Genomic DNA, 23290 nt, shown 5'->3' on the forward strand with positions numbered 1-23290 from the left:
CGCAGATGGACATCGGCGTCGCCGTCGCCGCCCACGCCCGCAAGACCCCGGACGCCGACGCGGCGTTCGAGGGCGACCGCACCCTCAGCTACCGCGAGCTGGACGAGCGCACCAACCGGCTGGCCAACCTCCTGACGGGGCGCTACGGCGTCGCGCCCGGCGACCGGGTCGCGGTGCTGCTGCGCAACAGGCTGGAGGTCGCCGAGGCGATCGTCGGCGTCACCAAGGCGGGCGCGGTCTACTGCGGGCTCAACTTCCGGATGAGCCTGGAGGAGTACCGGTCGATCCTGGCCAACGCGGGTGCCCGGGTGCTCGTGACCGAGGGCCCGTTCCGGGACATGGCGGCCACGCTCGCCGACGAGTTCGGACTTGCCGTCGTCGATGTCGACGACCCCTCCGAGGCCGGCTGGGGCGGCCTCGCGTCGGCCTCGGCGGCGGCTCCGCCCACGCTGCACGCGCGGGCACCGTCCGACGAGTTCTGCATCGTCTACACCAGCGGGACGACCGGCGCCCCGAAGGGGATCCTGTTCGACGCGCAGGCCGTCGCGACGCACGCGATGGTCGCCGGGCTGGAGTACGGGATGTCGCGGCACAGCCGCTGGCTCACGACCATCCCGCACAACTCCAGCGTGCAGATCACGTTGGCGCCCACGTTCTTCCTGGGTGGTGCGGTCGGCTTCCTCGACGGCCGCGGCTTCGACCCGCACCAGTTCGCCGCCGAGGCCACGACACAGGCCGCGACGCACACCTACCTCGTCCCGACGCAGCTCTACCGGGTGCTGGAGGCCGGGCTCGGCCACGACGACGTCGCCACGCTGACGTCGATCGGCTACGGCGCCGCCCCGATCGCGCACGACCGCGTCGGCGAGCTCGTCGGCCGGTTCGGGCCGGTGTTCAGCCAGCTCTACGGCATGGCCGAGATCGCCTCGATCGCGACGATGCTCACCCAGGACGACCACCGGCTGATCGCCTCGGGCCGCAGCGAGCTGATGGCGTCGGCGGGCCGGGCGTCGTTCCTGGCCGACGTGCGCGTCGTCGACGCCGACGGCAGGGACTGCCCGCCCGGCGAGCGCGGCGAGGTCCGCTTCCACACCCCGTACACGATGCGCGGCTACCACCGGAACCCGGAGAAGACGGCGGAGACGCTGGTCGACGGCTGGGTCCGGTCCGGCGACGTGGGCATGTTCGACGACGAGGGCTACCTCTACATCGTCGACCGGATGAAGGACCTCATCATCCGGGGCGGCTACAACATCACCCCGTCGGAGATCGAGCACGTCCTCTACTCGCACCCGGCGGTCATCGAGGCGGCCGTCGTCGGGGTGCCGGACACGGAGTGGGGCGAGGCGGTGCTGGCCGCGGTCGCCCTCCGGGAAGGATCGGGCGTCGACGAGGCCGAGCTCCGGGCACACTGCAAGGCGGCCGGGCTGCCGAGCATCAAGATCCCGGAACGGGTGCTCACGATGGACTCGCTGCCGAAGAACGCGGTCGGCAAGATCGCCAAGCGGGCGGTCGCCGAGATCGCCACGACGTCGTCGAAGCCCGGAGGGAACTGATGGATCTCGGTCTCGACGGCCGCGTCGCGGTCGTCACCGGCGCGAGCCGCGGGCTCGGGAAGGCGGCGGTGGAGGCGCTGGTGGCGGAGGGCGCGTCGGTGCTCGCCGCCGCCCGGTCCACCGCCGACCTCGAGAAGCTGCAGGCCACCGACCCCGAGCACATCGCGGTCGCCACCGTCGACATGCGTGACGCCGACGCCGTCGCCGCGCTCGCCGACCTGGCCGTCGACCGCTTCGGGCGCCTCGACGTCGTCGTCAACAACGCCGGCATCGCGCCCGCGGGGAAGTTCTCCGCGCAGCCGCAGGCCGAGTGGGAGGAGGTCTTCGCGGTCAACGTGCACGCGCCCGCGGTCCTCGCCCGCGCCGCCGGGAAGCACTTCCTCGCCCAGCGCTCGGGCAAGGTCATCAACGTCGCGAGCACGTCGGGGATCAACGGGAAGCCGATCCTCGTGTCGTACTCGGCCTCGAAGGGCGCGCTGGTGCAGTTCACGAAGGCACTCGGCGCGGAGTGGGCCCCCTTCGGCATCCAGGTCAACGCCATCGCCCCCGGCGCGTTCACGACGGACGCGCAGGCGGCGGTGACGGGTGACCCGTCGATGCTGGAACGTCGGCTGCGCAAGATCCCGGCCGGGCGGATGGCCGACCCCGCCGAGTTCGGGCCGCTCGTCTGCTACCTGGCGTCGCCGCTGTCGGACTTCGTCAACGGGTCCGTCCTGGTCATCGACGGGGGAGAGGTCACGAAGCTGTGATCATCGACGGACATACCCACGTCTATCCGGATGCGGTGGCCCGCAAGGCGATCGCGGGTTCCCCGGCCGACCTGAAGCGCTTCGGCGACGGCACCGTCTCGTCGTTGACCGAGGTCATGGCGGCGTCGGGCGTCGACCGCTCCGTCTGCCTGGGCATCGCCAACACCCCCGACCGCGTCGACAACGCCAACCGCTTCGCCGGCTCGCTGGACCCCTCCCGGTTCATCGGGTTCGGCTCGGTGCACCCGGGCCTGTCCCCGGAGCAGAACGTCGCGAGCCTGCGCGCCCACGGGCTGCGCGGGGCCAAGGTGCACCCGATGTTCCAGCAGCTCACGCTCGACGACCCGCGGCTGCTCGCCACGCTCGACGCGATGTCGGGCGAGTTCGCCGTGATCGTGCACGTCGGCGGCGCGGGGGAGGACCCGGGCGACCGGTGCAGCCCCGCGATGCTGGCCGAGCTGGTCCGGCAGTTCCCGCGGCTCGACCTCATCGCCTGCCACTTCGGCGGCTACAAGCGGTTCGAGGAGGCCGCGGAGATCGTCATCGGGCTGCCGGTGCACCTCGACACCTCGTGGCCGCCGAGCCTCGCGACCCTCGACCCCCGCCGCGTGCGGGAGATCATCGAGAAGCACGGACCCGAACGGATCTGCTTCGCCTCCGACTGGCCCATGGCCGACCCGGGCGCCGAGATCGCGACCATCCGCGACCTCGGGTTCTCCGACGACGACACCGCGGCGATCCTCGGCGGGAACCTCGCGCGGCTGCTCGGGCTCTGACCGTGGGCGAGCGGCGGGTGGCACTCGTGACCGGCAGCGCGCGCGGGATCGGCCGGGCGATCACCGAACGTCTCGCCGACGACCACGACTGCGTCGTGCACGGCCGTCGTGACGCCCGCGCCGCCGCGGAGGTGGCCCGCGCGGTCGAGGCGCGCGGCGCGCGGGCGCTCGTCGTCACCGCCGACCTCGCCGATCCCGCCCAGGTCACGGCTCTGGCCGATGCCGTGCTCGACCGGTACGGCCGCGTCGACACCCTCGTCGCCAACGCCGCGGCCACCGCGTTCCGGCCGCTCGTCGAGGTCACCGGGCGGCACAGCCGGCTCACGTTCGCGACGGTCGTCGACTCGCTGGTGGAGCTCGTGCACCGGCTCGCGCCCGCGATGGGCGAGGGCGGGCGGCTGCTGACGATCAGCGGTCTCGACGCCCGGTTCGCGCAGTCGGGGCACGGTCTGCTCGGCGGGGCCAAGGCCGCGTCGGAGGCGCTGACCCGGTCGTGGGCCGTCGAACTGGGGCCGCGCGGGGTCACCGCCAACGCGATCGTCCCGGGCCCGGTGCTGACCGACTCGTTGGAGACCTACCTCGACGGCCGCGAGGACGTCCGCACGCTGCTCGTCGACCACACGCCGGTGGGGCGGCTGTGCACGCCGTCCGACATCGCCGAGGTGGCCGCGTTCCTCGTGTCCCCCGCGGCCGCGATGATCTCCGGGCAGGTGATCACCGTCGACGGCGGGATCAGTGCGCAGGGCGGGCCGTGGGGGGCGATGCGGGACCTGTGGTGACGGGCCCGTCGGGCGCCGTCGGACGCCGACCCACGCCCCGGCACCACAGGAAGCACGCCGCGGCCGCCGTCGTCAGGACCGCGCCCGAGACCCAGGCGACCGGATAGCCGCCGGTGACGTCGACGAGCAGACCGAACAGCGGCGCCGCGAACAGCGCTCCGAGGTAGAAGCCCGCCATCGCCGCGCCCGACCCGCGGCCGACCGCGTGCGGGGCCGCCGCGACGACGGAGGCGTGCATGAGCGACACCGCGCCCAGCTGCGCCCCGGTCGCGACGACGAGGGCGACGGCCGCGGCGGCCAGGCCCCACCCGGTGGCGAGGACGACCTCGGCGACGGCGAGCGTCGCGCACAGGGCCGCGGCCAGCGGGAGCCGGCGCGTCGTGCCGAGCCGGTCGGCCAGCCGCGCGGCGCCGATCATCGGGGCGAGCGCGACCAGCGAGGCGACGGCCGTCAGTACCCCGGCGACCGGCAGGGTCGCCCCCGCGCCCTCGTGCAGGAACGGGACGGCCCACGAGTAGATCGCCTGCGAGCCCCCGATGAGCAGCGTCGCGGCGAGCGTGAACCGCCAGAACCCGGACGGGAGCCTGCCCCCGCTGTCTGCACGAACGTCCCGTTCGTGCAGCGGGGTTGCGCCAATGTGCCGTTCGTGCAGGTCGGCGGGGGAGGGGGGCGGGTCATCCGCGGTTGTGGTGTCGAGCGCCGGGGTGATGCGGCCGCGCGCGTCGGGCAGCACCGCGGCGGCGAGGACGCCGACCGCCACGACGACCGGGACCGACCACAGCAGGACCGGCTGCCAGCCGTAGGCGGCACCGAGCCCGGGCACGACGAACGAGGTCACCGCCACCGCCCCGGGCACGCCCGCCGTCTTCACCGCGAGTCCGACCGCATGCCGCGCCACGGGCAGCGCGGCCGTGACCGAGACGTTCGTGCCCACGTTGGCCAGCGCGTAGGCGACGCCGGACACCAGGGCGCAGCCGACGAGCGCGGGATAGCCGGGGGAGAGCAGCGGCGCGCACAGGGCGACGACGAGCAGCACGGTGGAGAGCACGACGGTCCAGCGGGCGCCGATGCGCTCGGTGACCCGGCCCGCGAGCAGGCAGCCGATGCCGGTGAGCCCGAACATCAGCCCGACGAGCAGCCCGATCCGGGTCCGCGAGAGTCCGAGGTCGTCCTGCAGGACCGGCCCGAGGAAGCCGAACAGGAACGCCGGAGCGGTCCCCAGCCCGACGGCGACGGTGCTGACGGCCACGATCGCCCGCGAGGACCCCATCCGGCGTCCCCTCCTCGCGTCGGACTGCAATCAAGGGTCATGGTATGCATCGAAGGGGCCCTTGAGAAGGGGTGCCAGATGCTGTTGACTATGACCCTGGATTCACCACCCGCTGGATCGACGACGACCCCGGGAGACACCTCATGCGCGAGTGGACGCCACCGCCGCACATCGCGACGATGACCCAGATCTCGGACTTCCGTGAGATCGACGAGATCTTGCGCTCCAAGGACTTCCGACAGGGCTCGCACACCGAGAGCCGCCCGCTGTTCGCGGACTCGCTGCTCCTGCTGGACGGGCCCGACCACCGCGAGCGGCGCCGGCTGGAGAACCCGCTGTTCGACCGGACCGCGCTCATGTCCTACGACCACGAGGCTCTCAACCCCGTCGTCGAGCAGATGGTGCGCGACTGCCTCGCCGAGGCGGGCGAGGACGGCACCGTCACCGTCGACCTGGTCCCGCTCGTGCGCGCGATGCTGCACCGCATCGCCGCGGCCACGACCGGGATCGACGGCGTCGACACCCCGGAGGCCACCGAGCGGTTCCGCCGGTTCCTCGAGGACCTGGGCGCCGCCGCGACGGTCGAGTGGTCGACGAAGGACCACGACGAGGTGCTCGCGTACGGGCTGGCCCGCCGCGCCGAGTTCGTCGAGGAGTTCTTCGGCCCCTCGCAGGAGCGGCGCAAGCGGATCGTCGAGGAGTTCCGGGCGGGCCGGATCGCCCGCGAGGACGTGCCCGTCGACCTGCTGACGCTGCTGCACCTGCACTGGGACGACTCGTGGGACGAGGAGTTCCCGCTGCGGGAGGCGACGCTCTTCCTCGTCGCCGCCACCCAGACGACGACGCACACCCTCCCGCACGTGATCGTGCACATGGAGGAGTGGCTGCGCGACCATCCCGAGGACGCCGACAAGCGCAGCGATCCGGACTTCCTGCGGCTCATGGTCAACGAGTCGCTGCGCCTGCACCAGCCCGCGCCGACGCTGCTGCGCTACGCCACGGCCGCCGTCACGCTCGCGACCGGCCGGGAGATCGCCGAGGGGGAGCGCGTCGCCCTGCTGTTCACGCCGGCCAACCGGGACCCGGGGGTGTTCGGCGAGGACGCGGGGAGCTTCAACCCCTACCGCGGGGCGCCGGAGCTGTCCGGGGTGCGCCCGTGGGGGCTCACGTTCGGCGGCGGAGCGCACGTCTGCGTCGGCCGGCCGCTGGTCACGGGCCTGGCCAAGCGCGACGGGCAGGCGCCCACCGAGGGCACGATGATGCGGATCCTGCGTGCCCTCTACGCCGCCGACGTGCGGCTGGACCCGGCGAACCCGCCCGTCGCGGCCGCGTCGAGCAGCCACGACATGTACGACAGCATGCCCGTGATCCTGACACGGCGTTAGATTTATAGCTACTATCGCTCCGGGCCGACGCCGACGTCGGACCCGGTCCGGGAGGCTTCATGACCGCGACGGCGCCGACGGCGCTCGCCGAGCTGGAGGCGTTCGCCGCCGGGGCGAGCACGCCCGACCCCTACCCGATCTACGCCCGGCTGCGCGCCGAGTCGCCCGTCGTGTGGAGCGCGCCGCTGCAGGCCTGGCTCGTCACCGGCTGGGCCGAGGTCACCCGCGCGTTCAAGGACGCCGCGACGTTCGGCCCGCTCTCGTCCGGGGCCGGCAGCAGCGCGATCTACGGCCGCACGATCCTGCACATGAGCGGCGACGAGCACCGTCGCAAGGCAGCCATCGTCGCCCGGCGGATCCGCAACCGCCGCGAGCTGCGCGGCACCCTGCGCGAGCGGATCAGCGCGCTCGTCTCCGCGCTGGGGGACGAGCTGCCCGCGGCCCCGGGTGTCGCCGACATCCGCGCCGGGCTCACGACCCCGTTGCCGCTCACCGTGATCGCCGAGCTGACGACGATGCACGAGGCCGTCAACTTCCCGCAGTGGTATCACGACCTCGCGGGCGCGAGCGTCTCCAACGTCTCGCGTGACCCCGCCGTGCACGCCCGCGGCGTGGCCGCCCGCGAGGAGATCGACGCCTGGCTCGACCCGGCGATCGCCCGCAAGCGCGCCGACCCCGGCGACGACCTGCTGTCGGACCTGTGCACCGTCGAGTACGAGGGCCAGCGGCTCTCCGACACCGAGATCAAGTCCAACACCGCGTTCTTCCTCGCCGCGGGTATCGAGACCACCGACCGCGCACTGGTCAACCTCCTCGGTGGGCTCGTCCGCCATCCCGAGCAGTGGGAGCGGCTGCGCGCCGCCCCCGACCTGGTGCCGTCGGCCGTCGCCGAGGTCCTGCGCTGGAAGGCGCCGGTGCAGGGCTCGGTACGCCAGGCCCTCGTCGACGCGTCGCTGGGCGGGGCCTCGATCGCCGCCGGGGAGAAGCTGATCCTGCTGCTCGGCGCGGCCAACCGTGACCCCGCCGTCTTCCCCGACCCGGACACGTTCGACGTCGGGCGCTTCGCCGACAACGCCGATCCGCAGTTCACGCCCGTCGGGCCGTTGCGCGCCTTCGGCGGCGGCGAGCACACGTGCTCGGGATCGCTGCTGGCGAAGCTGGAGGTGGAGCTGGCCATGGAGCACCTGCTGGACCGCTACCGGCGGCTGTCGTTCGCGGGCGAACCACCGGTCGACGCGGGCTTCATGCTGCGGTCGGCGCCCGACCTGCACCTGCTCCTGCACCCCTGACCGTCGAGGAGGACACCGTGACCCGCTTGTCGGGCAAGAGGGCCGTGATCACCGGGGCCGGCTCCGGCATCGGGCGGGGGACCGCGCTGCGGTTCGCCGCGGAGGGCGCGTCGGTCGTGTGCGTCGACCGTGACCTCGCCGGGGCCCAGGAGACAGTCACGATGATCACCGAGAAGGGCGGCACCGCGCTCGCGCACGCCGCCGACGTCGCCGTCGAGGCCGACGCGGAGGCGATGGTCGCGGCCTGCGTCGACGCCTACGGCGGGCTCGACGTGCTGTACGCCAACGCCGGCATCCCGGGCGTCGGCACCGGCGCGGACACGACGCTGGAGGCCTGGCAGCGCGTCATCGACGTCAACCTCACCGGGGTCTTCCTGTCCGACAAGTACGCGCTGCGCAGGCTGCTGGCCCAGGGGACCGGCGGGTCGATCGTGAACCAGGCCAGCGTCGGCGGGCTCGTCGGCGTCGCCGGGATCGCGCCCTACGCCGCGGCGAAGGCAGGCGTGATCGGGCTGACCCGCCAGCTCGCCGTCGAGTACGGTCCGCAGCAGATCCGGGTCAACGCCCTGTGTCCGGGGACGGTCCCGACGCCGCTGGTCAGGGCCACCTACGAGGCGCGCGGCGGGTTCGGCACCGACACGGGCGAGTCCGTCGACGAGACGCTGGAGATGCAGCGCACGCTCCGGTTCCCGTTGGGACGCCTCGGTACCGAGGAGGACGTCGCGATGGCGGCGGTCTACCTCGGCAGCGACGAGTCGACATGGATCACCGGCCAGGTCTGGGCCGTCGACGGCGGGCAGACGGCGGCATGAGCGGCACCCCGGTGAGCGCCGATGGTCGTCATGGCGACGATTCCCGCTCACGACCTGGGGACGGGTCCGCCGCCGGATCGACAGGCGGCACCGCCGCCGGGTCGAGAGGCGGCCCCGCAGCCGACGGCATCGTCCGGATGCACCACGTCGGGATCCAGGTCGCCGACCTCGACCGGTCACTGGCCTTCTACGAGGGCATCCTCGGGTTCGAGGTGATCACCCGGCAGGTCCGCGGCGAGGCCTACGCGGGCGAGATCGTCGGGTACCCCGGCGTCGAGCTGCACCTCGCGCACCTGCGGCCGCCGAACTCGTCGGTCGTCGTGGAGCTGACCGAGTACCGCGGCGTCGAGCGGACACCGGTCGACACCTCGACGGCCAACCCCGGCACCGCCCACACCTGCTACGTCGTCGACGACGTCGAGGCCGTGCACGCCGCGCTGCTCGCCGCGGGCGTGCGGCCGGTGTCGCGCACCATCGTCGCGCCCGACGCGGGGATCGCCAAGGGCGGCAAGGTCGTCTACGTCCAGGACCCCGACGGCGTGCGCGTCGAGCTGCTGCAGCCACCACCATCGCAGACCTAGGAGAGGGGCACGCCGTGCGTGTCGACATCGACCTGGCCGCGTGTGCCGGCCACGGGCAGTGCGCCGCAACGTCCCCGGACGTCTACCACCTCGACGACGACGGGTTCGTCCTCGCCGACGTGACCGTCCCAGACGGTGCGGAGGAGGACGCCCGCGAAGGCGCCTCGGCGTGCCCGGAGAACGCGATCACCGTGCGGGACTGAGCCCGGCACGGGTCGAGCGGGTCCCGGGCCGGAACGTCATCAGCTGCTGCGGCAGGTCCGCGGCCCGAACAGGAGGAGGTGCGGGCTCGTGCGCGTCTGGACCGGCGATCTCGCCAGGGAGCACGACATGGTGGTCGTGGGGGCCGGCGCGATCGGGCTGACGGCGGCGCTCGTCGCGGCCGACGCCGGCGCCCGGGTGGCCGTCCTGGAGAAGGCGCCCTACCTCGGCGGCACCTCCGCGGTGTCCGGCGGGATGTTCTGGATCCCGATGAACACCCGGATGGCGGCACTGGGGCTGACCGACGACCGCGAGGACGCGCTGCGTTACCTGCGCGCCGTCACCGCCGGCCGCACCGCCGACGACGTGCTCGCCGCGCTCGTCGACCGCGGGCCCGAGATGCTCGACTTCCTCGAACGCCGCGCCGGGCTGCGGATGGCGCCGATGGACAACTTCCCCGACTACCACCCCGAGTGGGACGGCGCCCACCCCGGCGGCCGCTCGCTCGACCCGGAGCTCTACGACATCACGCAGATGGGCGAGCTGGCCGGGAGCCTGCGCCCGGACCTGCGGCTGCCGTTCACGATGCGCGAGTACGAGGAGTGGCGCATCTTCACCCGCTTCCCGACGGAGATGCTCGAACGCCGCGCCGCCGCCGGCCTCGTCGCGCGGGGCCGCGCGCTGGTCGCCCCCCTCGTCGCCGCCTGCTCCGACGCGGGCGTCACCCTCGTGACGGGTTGCGCCGCCCAGCGGCTGGTCGTCGAGGACGAGGCCGTCGCCGGGGTCGTCACCGCCGCGGGGGACCGGGTCCCCGCGCGGGCCGTCGTGCTCGCGTGCGGCGGGTTCGAGTGGTCGCCCGAGATGGTCGACAACTTCCTGTCCGGCCCCGTGCACGGCAGCTGCAGCCCGCCGCACAACACCGGCGACGGCATCCGGATGGCCGCGAAGGCGGGCGTCGGGCTCGGCTCGATGCGCGAGGCGTGGTGGGGCCCGATGGTCCTCGTCCCCGGCGACGAGACCGACGGCGCCCAGACCGGCACGCTGCTGCGGTTCGAGCGCACCGGCCCGCACACCGTGATCGTCAACCGCAACGGGCGCCGGTTCGTCAACGAGGCGCACAACTACAACGACATGACCAAGGCGTTCCACCTGTTCGACCCGGGCGCCTACGACTTCGCGAACCTGCCCGCCTATCTGATCTTCGACGAGCGGCACCTGCGCGAGTACGGGTTCCTGTCCCACCGGGCCGGGCTGCCGACGCCGTCGTGGATCCGCACCGCACCCACCGTCGCCGAGCTCGCCGCCCAGCTGGAGATCGACCCCGCCGGGCTCACCGAGACCCTCGACCGGTTCAACGAACACGCCCGCAACGGCGTCGACCCCGACTTCAACCGGGGTGCCAGCGCCTACGACCGGTACTGGGGCGACCAGCACGCGCCGCACCCGGCGCTCGGCCCGGTCGAGACGCCGCCGTTCTACGCCGTCGAGGTCGTCTCCGGCGTCATCGGCACCAAGGGCGGCATCGTCACCGACGGCGAGGGGCGTGCCCTCGACACGTTCGGCGACCCGGTCCCCGGTCTCTACGCCGCGGGCAACACCACCGCGCACCCGATGGGACCGGGCTACCCGGGCGCCGGCGCGACGCTCGGTCCGGGCTCGACGATGGCCTACGCCGCCGGCCTCGCGGCCGTCGCGCAGCTCGGCCTGCGGCCCCTCACCACCTGACCCGGGATGCGCTCCTCCCGTCCCACGGCGCGCAGGCCCTCACGGGTCACGGAGTGACCAACACCTTCACGATCTCGGCGGCGCCGGTGATGGCGTGGTCGAAGGCGGCGGCGACGTCGTCGAGGGGGTAGGTGGCGCTGACGAAGCGCGCCACGGCCTCGCGCTGCGCGCCGACCACCGCGAGCGCCTCAGGGAACAGGCCCGCCCGGGCGCCGACGATCGTGACACCCTCGAACAGCACCTTGGGCACGGGCACCACGAGGTCGTGGGCCGCGACACCGACCACGACGAGCCGGCCGCCGTTGCCGACCGCGCCCAGCGCGGACTCGAGCCCGGGGCGGGTTCCCGAGGCCTCGAACGCGACGTCGGCACCCTCGCCGTGCGACCAGTCGGCGACGGCACCGGGCTCGGCGAGCGGGTCGACGACGCGGGCGGCGCCCAGCTCGGCGGCGAGCGCCCGACGCCCGGCGACCGGGTCGCTGACGAGGATCTCGTGCCCCGCGGCGGCCGCGCACACCGTGACGGCCAGGCCGATGGGGCCGGCGCCGACGATCGCGATCCGCTCGTCGCCACGCAGCTCGGCGCGCGCGACCGCCATCGCCGCGATCGAGAACGGCTCGACGAGGGCGGCCTCGGTCGGGGTCAGCCCGGGTGCGCCGAAGAGCTGCCCGACGGGCGCGACGACCTGCTCGGCCAGCCCGCCCGGCAGCGCGACGCCCAGCGCGCGGAACGACGTGCACGCCGGCCACCGCCCGCGGGTGCAGGGCCGGCAGCGCCCGCACGGGATGGCCGGGTTGATCGTGACCGTGTCCCCGACCTGCAGCGGGCCGTCGTAGCCGCGGGGGAGCGCGGTGAGCGTGCCGCCGACCTCGTGCCCCTGCCGCAGCGGGAACCCGGTGTCGTGTCGTTCCCCCAGGTACATGTGCAGATCGGTACCGCACAGCCCGACGGTGCCGACGTCGACGACGGCGTCACCGGGGCCGGGGTCGGGCTCGGCGACGGTCTCGACGCGGATGTCGCGAGGGCCGGTGGTGACGGCGGCGCGCACGGCTACTCCTGTCCGAGGACGGTGGTGGCGGGATCGGTGACGAGGACGCGCTGTGTCGCCTCCAGCAGGCGGCGGGCGCGGTCCGCCGGGTCGAGCTCGGCAGCTAGCCGGTCGGACTGCACCTCCACCGAGACCGGCAGGTCCGCGGGCAGGCGCGCGAGCAGGTCCCGCAACGGCAGCTCGCCCTCGCCCGGGGCGAGCCGGTGATGGCGGGCCTCGTCGGCGACGGCGTCGAGGTCGGCCGGGCCGGTGGCGGGACCGTCGCACACCTGGACATAGCCGATCCTGGTCCCGGGGACCGCGGCGAGGTCGGCGGGAGAACCCCCGCTGCGCTGCAGGTGCAGCGCGTCGACCAGGACGGCGGCGTCGGCGGGGTCGGCGTCGAGCTCGTCGAGGAGCCCGACCGCGTCGGCCAGCGTCGGGATCCGGGTGAACCGCATGAACTCCACTGCGACCCGGACCGGGGTCGTGTGGGCGGCGCCCACCAGCGTCGCCAGCTGGTCGAGCGTGGCGGCGCGTTCGGGGTGCCCGCTGACCGTCAACAGGTACCGGGCGCCGAGCTCGACGGCGAGGTCGAGCAGGCGCAGCGCCTCGTCGAGGTCACGGTCGGGCCCGAGCCGCACGACCTCCAGGTCGAGCAGCACCAGGCCCTGGTCGGCGGCCCTGCGACGCAGCCGCGTCGCGGTGGCCCGGTCGGTGTCGGCCGCCAGCCGCAGCCCCGCGGCGTCGTACCCGGCCGCCGCGGCGGCGTCGAGCGTCGCCGCGGGTCCGGCGTCGAGTACCGTGCCGGCCGCGAGGGAGATCATCGGGCGCTCCTCGGATAGTCGCTAGCCACGAGACGACGCGTGCTGCACGTCACCGGGCTCACCGGACCCCGGCGAGCGCCAGCAGGCCCAGCACGGTCGTGTGCACCGGTACCGGCACGCCGTGGGTGCCGGCGAGCCGCGCGACCGCGGCGGCCATGCTCGAGAGCTCGGTGCGCCGCCCGTTGCGGACGTCGGTGCACATCGAGGTGTAGTGCTCGCCGGTGCCCGCCCAGACGGTGCGGGCGTGCGCGAGCGCCTCGTCGCGGTCGAGCGCGACGCCCTCGGCGTGGGCCACGGCGACGACCTCCGCGGCCATCGTCTGGACGACGTCGCGGCCCTCGGCGCTGTTCCACACGGTCGCGACGGTGACCCGGGGGACCGCGCTCACCGGGCTCATGGATGCGAGCGCGAGCTTGTTCCAGATCAGCGTGTCGACCTGCGGAACCGCCTCGGCCGACAGGCCGGCGGCGCCCAGCGCAGCGGCGACCGCGGCACCGCGTTCCAGGGGTGCGCGACCCCGCCCCATGCGGCCGAGGTCGGTGCGCGAGGCGCCCGCGGCCGTCGACGCCGAGACCGTGATCCGGCCCGGTTCGGCCAGCGCGGCGCCCACCGTCGTGGTCCCGACGAGGGTGCGCTCCTCGCCGAACACGTCCGCGACCAGCGCGTCGGTGCCCAGCCCGTTCTGCAGCGGGACGGCGACGCCGTCCGCGGCGAGCACGTGCCCCGCCGTGGCGGCGGCCTCGCCGAGGTCGTAGGCCTTGGTGAGCAGGAGCAGCACGTCGAGCGAGCCCGGGGCGACGTCGGCCGCGTGCACCGCGACCGGGACGTCGACCCGCCACGGCTCACCCTCGGGCGGGTCGACCTGCAGCGGAGCAGTCTGCAAGGCCCGGATGTGCGCGCTGCCGCGGCCGATCAGGACGACGTCCGCCCCGGCCCGTGCGAGGTGGGCGGCGTAGGCCGATCCCATGCCGCCGGCTCCGAGCACACCGATGCGTCCGGTCATGTCCTGTCCTCCGGGGGAGCCGCCGCGTCGCGGCCGAGTACGTAGGTCGATTCCTGACCCTGAAAGCGTCACTAGAACCCTAGCGCCGCTCCGCCGCGGCGGGCTAGCCTTCCGGGCAGGCGGTGCCGCCCGGGCCGGTGGCGGCACCCCGGAACCGGAGGAGCCGATGAGTCTCACCGACAGCGCGCCGACCACCCAGCCCGTGATCAGCGAGAGCGACCCGCGGTTCCAGATCGCCGCGGCGCGGCGCATCCTGCACCGCGAGGGTCTGGACAGTCAGGTCGGCGGACACGTCAGCCTGCGCGTCCCCGGCGAGGAGGCCTTCCTCGTCACGCCCTTCCAGTACTTCGACGAGACGCTGCCCGAGCACGTCAGCAAGGTCGGCTTCGACCTCCAGGTCATCGAGCCCGGCACGCTGCCGGCCTCGCCCGGCATCAACTTCCACGCCTCGATCTACTCGGCGCGGCCGGACGTGAACTGCGTGATCCACACCCACGCGAAGAACATGTCGGTGCTGAGCACGACGGGTGAGCCCTACGGGGTCTACTACGACTACGCCTCGCTGCTGCTCGACGAGGTCGTGCCGTGGGTCGACGACCCGAACCTCGTCCCCTCCGAGGAGGGCGAGCTCATGGTCGCCGCGCTCGGGAGCAAGAAGGCGCTGCTCATGGGCCACCACGGGTCGCTGCACGTCGGCGACACGCTGGAGCGGGTCACGATGGAGGCGCTGATCATGGAGCTGTGCGCCGGCTACCAGCTGGCGGCCATGGCCGTCGGCGGCAAGCCGCTCGACCGTCAGATCGCCGAGAGCTACCGCGGCGCGTACCTGAAGAACAAGTTCCGCGAGCAGATGTGGATCGCGAACTACCGCCGACTGATCCGCAGCGACCCGGACCTCTTCGCGACGCTGCAGCGCGGCTGAGGGCAGGCGTCGTTCGTCGGGTCACGACGGTTCCGGGCCCGCGCCACGCGTGTGGCCCGGCACCGTCGTGCTCGGCCGAGAACCAGGAGGGACCACGTGGTCGGGAGTGCACGGCGGGGCCGGCTCGCATCGGCGGTGACGGTCGCCGATCTGCGCGCGGCGGCGCGCCGTCGGTTGCCGCGCATGGTGTTCGACTTCGTCGACGGCGGGGCCGAGGACGAGCTGACGCTCACCGAGAACGAGGCGGCGTTCGACCGGGTGTCGTTCCGGCCGCGGGTGCTCGTCGACGTCTCCGAGCGCCCGCAGCACGTCACGGTGCTGGGCAGGCGGCTGGAGCTGCCGGTGATCCTCGGGCCGACCGGGCTCATGCGCATGGTCGACCACGAGGGTGAACGGGCCTCGGCGGCCGCCGCGCACGCCTTCGGCACGGTGTCGGTGACCAGCTCGGGGTCGAGCGTGTCGATCGAGGACGTCGCCGCCTCGGTGGCCTCGCCGCAGTGGTTCCAGCTCTATCCGTGGGGCGACCGGGGCACCGTGGAGAACATCATCGGCCGCGCCCGCGACAGCGGGTTCGAGGCGATGGTCGTCACGGTCGACGTGCCCGTCGTCGGGGCCAGGGAGAAGGACCTGCGCAACGGCCTCACGGTCCCGCCGCAGGTCAACCCCAGGACGGGCTGGGACCTGCTGCGCCATCCCGGCTGGCTCGCGGGGCTGCTGACCCACCCGAGGCCGACGTTCGCGAACTTCACCGGGCTCATGACCGAGGCCAAGGGCACGACGGGCCTGGCCGTCTACACCAACGGGCTGCTCAACCCGGCGCACACCTGGCGCGACCTCGAGTGGATGGTCGAGCGCTGGGGCGGGCCCGTCGTCCTCAAGGGCGTGATGACCGGCGAGGACGCCAAGCGGGCCGTCGACGTCGGGTGCCGCGCGGTCGCGGTGTCCAACCACGGCGGCCGGCAGGGTGACTCCGTCCCGGCCGCCCTGGACGTGCTGCCGGAGGTCGTCGACGCGGTCCCGGCCGACGTCGACGTGCTGCTCGACGGCGGCGTCCGCCGCGGCGGCGACGTCGTGAAGGCGCTCGCGCTCGGTGCGCGGGCGTGCCTGCTCGGCCGTCCGTGGGTCTACGGGCTGGCGGCCGGCGGCACCGCGGGCGTCGAGCGGATGCTCGCCATCCTGCGCGACGAGATCGACCGCACACTGGCGCTGATCGGCCGTCCGGGCGTAGCCACATTGGACTGTTCGGCGGTGGGCCCGTGGCCGCGTGCCGTCGCCGGCGGCCTTGCCGACGGCGTTCCGGAGCCCGTGCGTAAATCGTGACCTACTAGAACGTCGTTAGGCAGTTGACGACGCTTCGTGTGACCCTTACATTTCGCCGGAGTTGCGGCCGTCACACGTCCGCGCGTCACCCCAGCGGAGGATCCCCGATGATGCGCAAGCCTCTCCTGTTCGCGGCAGCGGCCGTCACCGCGCTGCTCGCGACGGCATGCGGAAACGTCTCCAGCAGTTCCGGGTCGGGGGGAGGTGAGACACCACCGGGCATCACCGCCGACCAGATCACGATCGGCGCGACGCTCCCCATCACCGGCACCGCGGCCGTCTCCGGCCAGGGCCTGCAGGCCGGCATCCAGATCGCGGTCGACGAGATCAACGCAGGCGGCGGCATCGGCGGTCGCAAGGTCAACGCGATCATCCTCGACGACGGCTTCACTCCCGACCGCGTCGTCACCAACGTCCGGCGCCTGGTCTCGCAGGAGAAGGTCTACGCGATCGTCGCCCCCGCGGGCTCGCAGGGCCTGCCCGGGACCTGGCAGTTCCTCGCCGAGAACAAGACGCCGATGTGGGGCCCGATCTCCCCGGCCGACCCGAAGCAGGCCGAGGTCTACCTGCTCAGCGCCACCCGCGCGGCCCAGGACGCGGTCGCGATCGACTACTTCGCCAAGAAGGGCGCCAAGCGCCTCGCGGTCATCAAGCAGGACAACGACCTCGGTGTCTCGGCCAAGCAGGCGCTCGACGCGCAGATGCCCAAGCACCCGGACATGCAGGTCGTCGCCGACGAGACCACGGCCACCGGCAGCACCGAGGTCAGCTCCGCGGTCAACAAGGTCGTCGCGGCCCAGCCCGACGCCGTGCTGCTCGCCGAGGACAACACTTCGACCGCGCTGATCCTCAAGCAACTGCTGGCGCAGGGCTTCACCGGCATGGTCTTCGCCGACCAGGGCGCCGGCGGCACCGGCGGTCCGTCGACCGTCGGCCCGGCGGGCGAGGCGGCCGAAGGTTTCCTCGGCGGCATGCAGGCCGACACCGTCTCCACGAACAACCCCGCCGTCGAGCACTGGCGCGAGCTGGCGAAGAAGAGCGGCAAGCCGCAGGCCGAGAGCGGCTTCTCGCTGCAGACCTACAGCTTCGTCCAGGCGTTCGCCGAGCTGGTCAAGCGCATGGGTGACGACGTCTCCTACGCGAACTTCCAGAAGACCGCCGAGGGTCTGAAGTCCGAGCCGATCAAGCTCGGGTCGATCCCGGACATCGAGTGCGGACCGCTGCCCGACGGACACACCTGCGCCAGGCAGGCCGGTATCGCGAAGTACACCGGTGGTAAGTGGGTCGTCGAGCAGGAGTTCATGGCCCCCATCTGATCCGCACCACCCCGGGAAATGACCCCGGTCCCGACGGGCCGGGCCGAGCAGGAAGGAGAGAAACGTGCTGCAGACCATCGTCAGCGGGCTGGAGTCCGGAAGCTGGTTCGCCCTGCTCGGCCTGGCCATCGTCGTCGTCATGAAGGCCGCCGACGTCCCCAACTTCGCGATGGCGGAGATGGGACTCGTGGCCACCTACGTCGGCATCTCCCTCGCCGCGGCGGGGTTGCCGTTCTGGATCACCGTGCTGGCGACACTCGTCGTCGGCATCGCACTCGGAGTGCTCATCGACGCCGCGCTCATGCGCAGGCTGTCGAAGTACGGGCACTTCCCGTTGCTGCTGATGACGATCGGCCTCTCGCTCGCGCTCAACGCGGTCGTCGGGCTGATCTGGGGGCACGACCCCCGCAGCTTCCCCGCACCCTGGTCGGGTGTGTCGGTCGGCGTCGGTGGTGGCGTGTCCATCGGCGTCTCGCAGATCGTGTCGATCGTCGTCGGGCTCGTCGGCGCCGTCGCGATCACCATGTTCTTCCGGTCGTCGACGGGAGCGCAGATGCGCGCCGTCGCCGAGAACCGGGCGACCGCACGGCTCATCGGCGTCAACGCGGGCCGGTTGTCGGCCATCGCGTGGGGCATCGGCGGGCTCATCGCCGCGGTCACCGTGATGCTGCAGGCGCAGTCGTCGCTGGTCTCGACGATCACGCCGACGTCGCTGATCATCTACGGCTTCGTCGCCGCCACGATGGGCGGCTTCACGTCGCTGATCGGCACGTTCGTCGGCGGCCTGATCCTGGGTGTCATCCAGCAGTTCGTCGGCGCCTACCTGTCGACCGCGGCGCAGTTCTCCGTCGCGCTGCTGATCGTGTTCCTGGTCCTGGTCCTGCGACCCGACGGGTTCACCAAGGGAGTGAGGTTGCGCGATGTCTGACTCGACCGAGGTGCTCGCGAGCGCCCCGACCACCGGGCCCGCCGCCGTCGCGGCCGGGATCAGAGCCAACGCCGGCGCCGCCGACGAGGGCGGGCGCGGGTCGGGCCTGCGCAAGGGCATCGTGGCGATCGTCGCCCTGGTGGTGCTCTTCGCGGTGCCGTTCGTCGCGAACTCCTACCTGGTGTTCGTCCTCAGCCTGACGCTCGTCTACGCGATCTCGACCGTCGGGTTCAACCTGCTCGTCGGCTGGTCGGGCCAGATCGGCCTCGCCCACGCCGCGCTGTTCGCGCTCGGCGCCTACGGGAGCGCGATCTCCGTCCAGCACGGGGTCCCGTTCCTGATCACGATCCCGCTCGCGGGTGTCGCCGCCGCCCTGCTCGCCGTCATCATCGGATTCCCGGCGGTCCGGCTGAAGGGCTTCTTCCTCGCCATCGCGACGCTCGCGCTCGGCATGGCGATCGTCGAGCTCCTGGTGTTCGCCCGGCCGATCACCGGCGGCGGTGCGGGCATGAACGTCGACGTGTGGACGCTGCCCGGCATCACCGGCAGCGCCTCGACCTACTTCGTGATCCTCGTCGTCGCGGCCCTGACGTTCTTCCTCACCCGCCGCGCCCTGCTCGGCCGCTTCGGCCGCACCCTGCAGGCGGTGCGCGACCTCGGTCCGCTCACCGGCTCGCTCGGGGTGTCGGTGCTGCGCTACCGCCTCGTCGCGTTCGGGCTGTCCGGGTTCATCGCCGCGGTCGCCGGCACCCTGTACTCCCAGCTGCAGACCTTCATCTTCCCGGCCATGTTCCACATGAACCTGCTGGTCCCGATGCTGGTCATGGTCTTCGTCGGCGGCGCCGGGTCGCTGTGGGGCCCGCTGGTCGGCGCGGCGTTCGCCGTCGTCATCATCGAGTTCTTCCAGGACCTCGGCGACCAGCAGGCCATTGCCTACGGCCTCGTGCTGATGGTCGTGATCGCGCTCCTGCCGGGCGGGCTCACGTCGCTGTTCCGGACCGTCCGTGACTCCCGATTCGGGACGGCACTGTTGCGCCGCAAGCCCGCCACGCCGGTCCCCGGCACCGAGGGCACCGCCGCCGCTCCGGAGACCGCTGCGAAGGAGGACGCGTGATGTCCACCGAGACCGTCGACGCCGGTGACACGGCCACCCCCTCGCGCGAGGCGACGCCCGTCGTCGAGTTCGACGGCGTCAGCAAGTCCTTCGGCGGCAACTCCGTGCTGGAGGGCGTGAACCTCGCGGTGCGGCCCGGGTTCACCGGGCTCATCGGGCCCAACGGCGCCGGCAAGACGACGTGCCTCAACGTCGTCTCCGGCTACCTGCGGCCCGACGCCGGCGACGTCCGCCTCGGCGAGCAGAGCGTCATCGGGCTGCGGCCCGACAAGGTCGCCCGGCTCGGCGTCTCCCGCACCTTCCAGACCCCGCGGCTCATCCCGAACCTCTCGGCGATCGAGAACGTGATGGTCGGCGGCGGCCGCCACCACCGGCACGGGCACATCGCCGAGCTGTTCGGCATCCCCGCCGCCCGCCGCGACGAGAAGGACCAGCGGGCCCGCGCCCGCGAGCTCCTGGGCGTCTTCGGTCTCGGCGAGCACCCCGACCGGGCGGCGAACCAGTTCCCGATCGGCAGCCAGAAGATCATCGAGGTGGCGCGGGGGCTGCTCAACGACCCCGCCCTGCTGCTGCTCGACGAACCCGCCGCCGGTCTCGGCGCCGAGGACGTCGACCGGCTGGTCGAGGGCCTCAACGGCTGGCTCGAGGAGCGGCCGGAGGCCGCCGTCATGATCATCGAGCACGACCTCGAGCTCATCACCCGGCTGTGTCCCACGGCCGCGGTCCTGCACTTCGGGCGGATCATCCAGAACGGACCGCCCAAGGACGTCCTGCGCGACCCCGTCGTCGTCGAGGCCTACCTGGGAGCCGACGTTGCTGCTGGAGATTGACGATGCCCGGACCGGCTACGGCGGTCTGGAGGTCCTGCACGGGGTGTCGCTGACCGTCGACGAGGGTGAGATCGTCACCGTCCTCGGGCCCAACGGCACCGGGAAGACGTCGCTGATGCGCCTGCTGTCGGGGGTGCTGCCGCTGTGGTCGGGCCGCATCACCTTCGACGGCAAGGACCTCGGCAAGCTGCCGCCCAACAAGCGCGCCGGCCTGGGGCTGTGCCAGCTGCCGGAGGGCCGCGGCATCTTCCAGACGCTCACGGTGGGGGAGAACCTCGACCTGGGGCTCGCCGCCCGCCGCGCGCACGGCAACGCGGCCAAGGCCGACCGCGACCGCGTCCTGGGCCTGTTCCCGGAGCTCGCGGGCCGCCTCGACCAGTCGGCGTCGTCGCTGTCGGGCGGGCAGCAGCAGATGCTCGCGCTCGGCCGCGCGCTGATGAGCCAGCCCCGGCTGCTGCTCATCGACGAGCTGTCGTTCGGTCTCGCGCCCCGCGTCGTGCGCGACCTGTTCGACGTCGTGCGCGAGCTGCGCGAGCAGGGCGTCACGCTGCTGATCGTGGAACAGCAGGCGGCTGCGCTGCGCGTCTCGGACCGCACCTACATCCTGCGGGGCGGGCGCAACGAGCTCACGCGGGACTCCGACGAGCTGTTGGCCTCCGACGAGCTGGTGAGCTCGTACCTGCGCTGACAGCGGTACCCGAGGGGGACGGATGACGGGGGACACGGGGGAGCTGCACCTGCGGCAGCTCCCCGACCAGCTGCGCGCGCTCGACCCACCGGTCGACCCGCGCGTCCTGGAACTGGTCGACGCCGAACACGCCCGCTGGCGCGGGCTGCACGACCGGCTCGTCGCGCTGATCGTGCAGCTCATCGACGTCGCCACCGACGCGACGGGCGGCGAGCACGCCGTGAACGACGTCATCACCCGGCTGATCGGGGAGACGACCGTCGGGATCGACGACCTCGTCGGCTCCGGGGTCTCGGTCGACCCGGCCGAGATCGCGGCGCTGCTGCGGGCGCACGGATCGGTCGGGACGGTGTCGTCGGTCGGGCCGACGACGACGTTCCGGCACGCCTGCGGCAGCGGCGGGCACTACTGGCGCGACAACCCCGACGTCGCGATGGTCGCCGACGGCGAGGTGCCGGGTGTGCCCGGCGACCATCCGCGTTACTGCGCCCGCTGCATCCGCAGCATCGCGAGCCACGCGGGCGACGCGTGGACGGTGACGCCACCGGACGCCGCGGAGGACCTGTGCACGTGGCAGGTCACGGTGTCGCAGTGAGCGCGCTCCCCGACGTCCCCTCCAGGAGAAGACCATGACTCTCGCCGTCGTCACCGGCGCGGGCAGCGGCATCGGTGCCGTCATCGCCCGCCACGCCGGCAAGGCCGGCTACCGCGTCGCCTGCTGGGACCTCGACGCCGACGCCGCCGCGGCCACCGCCGCGGGGATCGGCGACGCCGCGACCGCGCGCCGTGTGGACGTGACATCCGAGAACGACGTCGTCGCCGGGTTCGAGGCGCTCGACGGGCCGCCTTCACTCGTCGTCAACAACGCCGGGCTGGTCCGCTTCGGGCCGCTCGCGACGCTGTCGATCGCCGACTGGAAGGCCGTCCTCGACGTCAACCTCACCGGCACGTTCGTCGTCGCCCGCGAAGGGGCGAACCGGATGGGTGCCGAGGGTGGGGCCGTCGTCAACATCTCGTCGATCAACGGGATCGCGGCCGCTCCCAACGGCGGCGCCTACACCGCGACCAAGGCCGCGGTGATCCGGCTGTCGGAGCAGATGGCGCTGGAGTGGGCGGGCAGCGGGGTGCGCGTCAACTGCGTCGCCCCCGGTCTGATCAACGCCGGCATGTCCGACGCGATCTACGCCGACCCCGAGATCCGGCGGCTTCGCCAGGGGCAGGTGCCGCTCGGCGAGCTCGGCACCGCCGAGCAGGTCGCCGACGCGGTCATGTTCCTGGCCTCGCCCGGCGCCGCGTACATCACCGGGCAGACCATCGCCGTCGACGGCGGCATCACCGTCGCCGCCCTGGCGCGGATGGCGCGCCCGAAGTCGGTCGACTCGGTCGGGGCCGACGGTCCCGACCCGACGCAGGAGGTCTCGTGAAGCAGGTCGCCGGGACGTCGGTGCTGGTCACCGGCGGTGGCAGCGGCATCGGCGAAGGTGTGGCACGGCTGTTCGCCGCCCGCGGCGCGCGGGTGACGATCAGCGGGCGCCGCGAGGACAAGATCCGCAAGGTCGCCGACGACATCGGCGAGGCCTGCGCGGTCGTCGCCGGTGACGTCACCGTGCCCGCGGACCGCGAGCGGATGCTGGCCGCCGCGATCGAGCACGGCGGCGGGCTCGACACGCTGGTCAACGCCGCGGGCAACATGTACCGCGGCAAGATCGACGAGCTCGACGAGCAGCAGATGCTCGACCTCTACCACGCCAACGTCGTCGGGCCGGTGCAGCTGACCGGGCTCGCGATGCCCGCGCTGCGCGAGCGGTCCGGCTCGGTCGTCGTGTTCGGGTCCGTGCACACCCAGCGCGCGTTCCCCGGCGCGTCGCCCTACGCCGCGACCAAGGGTGCGCTCGAGGCCCTGACCGGTGTGCTCGCCGCCGAGCTGGGCCCGCAGGGCGTCCGGATCAACTGCATCCGCCCCGGCGGGGTCTACACCGAGATCAACGAGCGCGCGGGTCTGGGCACCCCGGAGCAGGCGCAGGAGCGGCTCAAGGGTCTGGCGGCGGCACACGCGATCGGGCGCATCGGCACCACCGAGGAGGTCGCGGAGGCCGTTCTCTACCTCGCCGAGGCCGAGTGGGCCACCGGCAGCATCCTGACGATCGACGGCGGTCTGTCGCTCGGCGTGACGAACGACTGAGAGGCCTTCC

24 protein-coding genes are annotated in these 23290 nt (G+C 73.1%); 20 read left to right on the forward strand and 4 right to left on the reverse strand.

Annotated elements, in window-relative coordinates:
- Window positions 1–5 precede the first annotated feature (5 nt).
- Genes PSED_RS13035 through PSED_RS13050 form a run of 4 tightly spaced genes read left to right on the forward strand, consistent with a single transcriptional unit; the run spans window position 6 to window position 3860 of the window.
- Entirely contained in the window at window positions 6–1556 is a 1551-nt protein-coding gene (locus PSED_RS13035) for a class I adenylate-forming enzyme family protein (protein ID WP_013674710.1), read from the forward strand.
- On the forward strand, window positions 1556–2305 hold the full coding sequence (locus PSED_RS13040) for an SDR family NAD(P)-dependent oxidoreductase (RefSeq protein WP_013674711.1): 750 nt from the start codon (window positions 1556–1558) through the stop codon (window positions 2303–2305). Before PSED_RS13035 ends, PSED_RS13040 begins: the two co-directional genes overlap by 1 nt.
- Window positions 2302–3081, forward strand: a complete 780-nt coding sequence (locus PSED_RS13045) for an amidohydrolase family protein (protein WP_013674712.1) — start codon at window positions 2302–2304, stop codon at window positions 3079–3081. Before PSED_RS13040 ends, PSED_RS13045 begins: the two co-directional genes overlap by 4 nt.
- A 17-nt stretch (window positions 3082–3098) precedes the next feature.
- The gene (locus PSED_RS13050; protein ID WP_013674713.1) at window positions 3099–3860 is read left to right on the forward strand and encodes an SDR family NAD(P)-dependent oxidoreductase; all 762 of its coding nucleotides are present in this window, start codon (window positions 3099–3101) and stop codon (window positions 3858–3860) included.
- On the opposite strand, the gene PSED_RS13055 is transcribed toward PSED_RS13050, so the two are convergent.
- A complete protein-coding gene (locus tag PSED_RS13055; protein ID WP_013674714.1) occupies window positions 3814–5130 on the reverse strand; it encodes an MFS transporter in 1317 nt (438 codons plus the stop codon). The two genes, PSED_RS13050 and PSED_RS13055, sit on opposite strands and share 47 nt — an antisense overlap.
- Before the next feature lie 143 nt (window positions 5131–5273).
- Here PSED_RS13055 and PSED_RS13060 point away from each other — a divergent pair, with 143 nt between their 5' ends.
- The 6 genes from PSED_RS13060 (at window position 5274) to PSED_RS13085 (ending at window position 11123) form a co-directional block, all read left to right on the forward strand.
- Complete coding sequence (locus PSED_RS13060) at window positions 5274–6515, forward strand: cytochrome P450 (RefSeq protein ID WP_013674715.1); 1242 nt, start codon at window positions 5274–5276, stop codon at window positions 6513–6515.
- Window positions 6516–6574: 59 nt separating this feature from the next.
- Window positions 6575–7804, forward strand: a complete 1230-nt coding sequence (locus PSED_RS13065) for a cytochrome P450 (protein ID WP_013674716.1) — start codon at window positions 6575–6577, stop codon at window positions 7802–7804.
- Window positions 7805–7821: 17 nt separating this feature from the next.
- Window positions 7822–8616 carry an SDR family NAD(P)-dependent oxidoreductase gene (locus PSED_RS13070; RefSeq protein WP_013674717.1) on the forward strand — a complete coding sequence of 265 codons (795 nt, stop codon included), beginning with the start codon at window positions 7822–7824 and terminating at the stop codon, window positions 8614–8616.
- A 137-nt stretch (window positions 8617–8753) separates the two neighbouring features.
- Window positions 8754–9197: a VOC family protein gene (locus PSED_RS13075; protein WP_013674718.1), complete on the forward strand. Its 444-nt coding sequence runs from the start codon at window positions 8754–8756 to the stop codon at window positions 9195–9197.
- A gap of 14 nt (window positions 9198–9211) precedes the next feature.
- Window positions 9212–9400 (forward strand): ferredoxin, encoded by a 189-nt coding sequence (locus PSED_RS13080; protein ID WP_013674719.1) that lies wholly within the window; start codon window positions 9212–9214, stop codon window positions 9398–9400.
- An 88-nt stretch (window positions 9401–9488) separates the two neighbouring features.
- Window positions 9489–11123: an FAD-dependent oxidoreductase gene (locus tag PSED_RS13085; protein ID WP_013674720.1), complete on the forward strand. Its 1635-nt coding sequence runs from the start codon at window positions 9489–9491 to the stop codon at window positions 11121–11123.
- A gap of 46 nt (window positions 11124–11169) precedes the next feature.
- On the opposite strand, the gene PSED_RS13090 is transcribed toward PSED_RS13085, so the two are convergent.
- The 3 genes from PSED_RS13090 to PSED_RS13100 are packed head-to-tail and all read right to left on the reverse strand — an operon-like array spanning window position 11170 to window position 13980.
- Window positions 11170–12171 (reverse strand): zinc-dependent alcohol dehydrogenase, encoded by a 1002-nt coding sequence (locus PSED_RS13090; RefSeq protein WP_013674721.1) that lies wholly within the window; start codon window positions 12169–12171, stop codon window positions 11170–11172.
- A gap of 2 nt (window positions 12172–12173) precedes the next feature.
- Complete coding sequence (locus tag PSED_RS13095) at window positions 12174–12977, reverse strand: sugar phosphate isomerase/epimerase family protein (protein WP_013674722.1); 804 nt, start codon at window positions 12975–12977, stop codon at window positions 12174–12176.
- 58 nt (window positions 12978–13035) lie between these two features.
- Window positions 13036–13980 carry a ketopantoate reductase family protein gene (locus PSED_RS13100; RefSeq protein ID WP_013674723.1) on the reverse strand — a complete coding sequence of 315 codons (945 nt, stop codon included), beginning with the start codon at window positions 13978–13980 and terminating at the stop codon, window positions 13036–13038.
- 166 nt (window positions 13981–14146) lie between these two features.
- Here PSED_RS13100 and PSED_RS13105 point away from each other — a divergent pair, with 166 nt between their 5' ends.
- From PSED_RS13105 to PSED_RS13150, 10 genes are all read left to right on the forward strand, one after another.
- Window positions 14147–14902 (forward strand): class II aldolase/adducin family protein, encoded by a 756-nt coding sequence (locus PSED_RS13105; protein ID WP_013674724.1) that lies wholly within the window; start codon window positions 14147–14149, stop codon window positions 14900–14902.
- Between the two features lie 96 nt (window positions 14903–14998).
- Window positions 14999–16222 carry an alpha-hydroxy acid oxidase gene (locus PSED_RS13110; RefSeq protein WP_013674725.1) on the forward strand — a complete coding sequence of 408 codons (1224 nt, stop codon included), beginning with the start codon at window positions 14999–15001 and terminating at the stop codon, window positions 16220–16222.
- A 107-nt stretch (window positions 16223–16329) separates the two neighbouring features.
- Entirely contained in the window at window positions 16330–17538 is a 1209-nt protein-coding gene (locus tag PSED_RS13115; RefSeq protein WP_013674726.1) for an ABC transporter substrate-binding protein, read from the forward strand.
- Window positions 17539–17602: 64 nt separating this feature from the next.
- Window positions 17603–18466: a branched-chain amino acid ABC transporter permease gene (locus PSED_RS13120; protein ID WP_013674727.1), complete on the forward strand. Its 864-nt coding sequence runs from the start codon at window positions 17603–17605 to the stop codon at window positions 18464–18466.
- Window positions 18459–19580, forward strand: a complete 1122-nt coding sequence (locus tag PSED_RS13125) for a branched-chain amino acid ABC transporter permease (RefSeq protein WP_013674728.1) — start codon at window positions 18459–18461, stop codon at window positions 19578–19580. Before PSED_RS13120 ends, PSED_RS13125 begins: the two co-directional genes overlap by 8 nt.
- Window positions 19580–20410 (forward strand): ABC transporter ATP-binding protein, encoded by an 831-nt coding sequence (locus tag PSED_RS13130; protein ID WP_013674729.1) that lies wholly within the window; start codon window positions 19580–19582, stop codon window positions 20408–20410. Before PSED_RS13125 ends, PSED_RS13130 begins: the two co-directional genes overlap by 1 nt.
- Window positions 20394–21098 carry an ABC transporter ATP-binding protein gene (locus tag PSED_RS13135; protein WP_013674730.1) on the forward strand — a complete coding sequence of 235 codons (705 nt, stop codon included), beginning with the start codon at window positions 20394–20396 and terminating at the stop codon, window positions 21096–21098. Before PSED_RS13130 ends, PSED_RS13135 begins: the two co-directional genes overlap by 17 nt.
- Window positions 21099–21120: 22 nt before the next feature.
- Window positions 21121–21693, forward strand: a complete 573-nt coding sequence (locus tag PSED_RS13140; RefSeq protein WP_013674731.1) for a hypothetical protein — start codon at window positions 21121–21123, stop codon at window positions 21691–21693.
- 34 nt (window positions 21694–21727) lie between these two features.
- The gene (locus PSED_RS13145; RefSeq protein WP_013674732.1) at window positions 21728–22522 is read left to right on the forward strand and encodes an SDR family NAD(P)-dependent oxidoreductase; all 795 of its coding nucleotides are present in this window, start codon (window positions 21728–21730) and stop codon (window positions 22520–22522) included.
- Window positions 22519–23280: an SDR family NAD(P)-dependent oxidoreductase gene (locus tag PSED_RS13150; RefSeq protein WP_013674733.1), complete on the forward strand. Its 762-nt coding sequence runs from the start codon at window positions 22519–22521 to the stop codon at window positions 23278–23280. Before PSED_RS13145 ends, PSED_RS13150 begins: the two co-directional genes overlap by 4 nt.
- The last annotated feature ends 10 nt before the right edge of the window (window positions 23281–23290 follow it).

The sequence above is a fragment of the Pseudonocardia benzenivorans CB1190 genome (assembly GCF_000196675.2).
In the GTDB taxonomy this organism is placed as follows: Bacteria; Actinomycetota; Actinomycetes; order Mycobacteriales; family Pseudonocardiaceae; genus Pseudonocardia; species Pseudonocardia benzenivorans.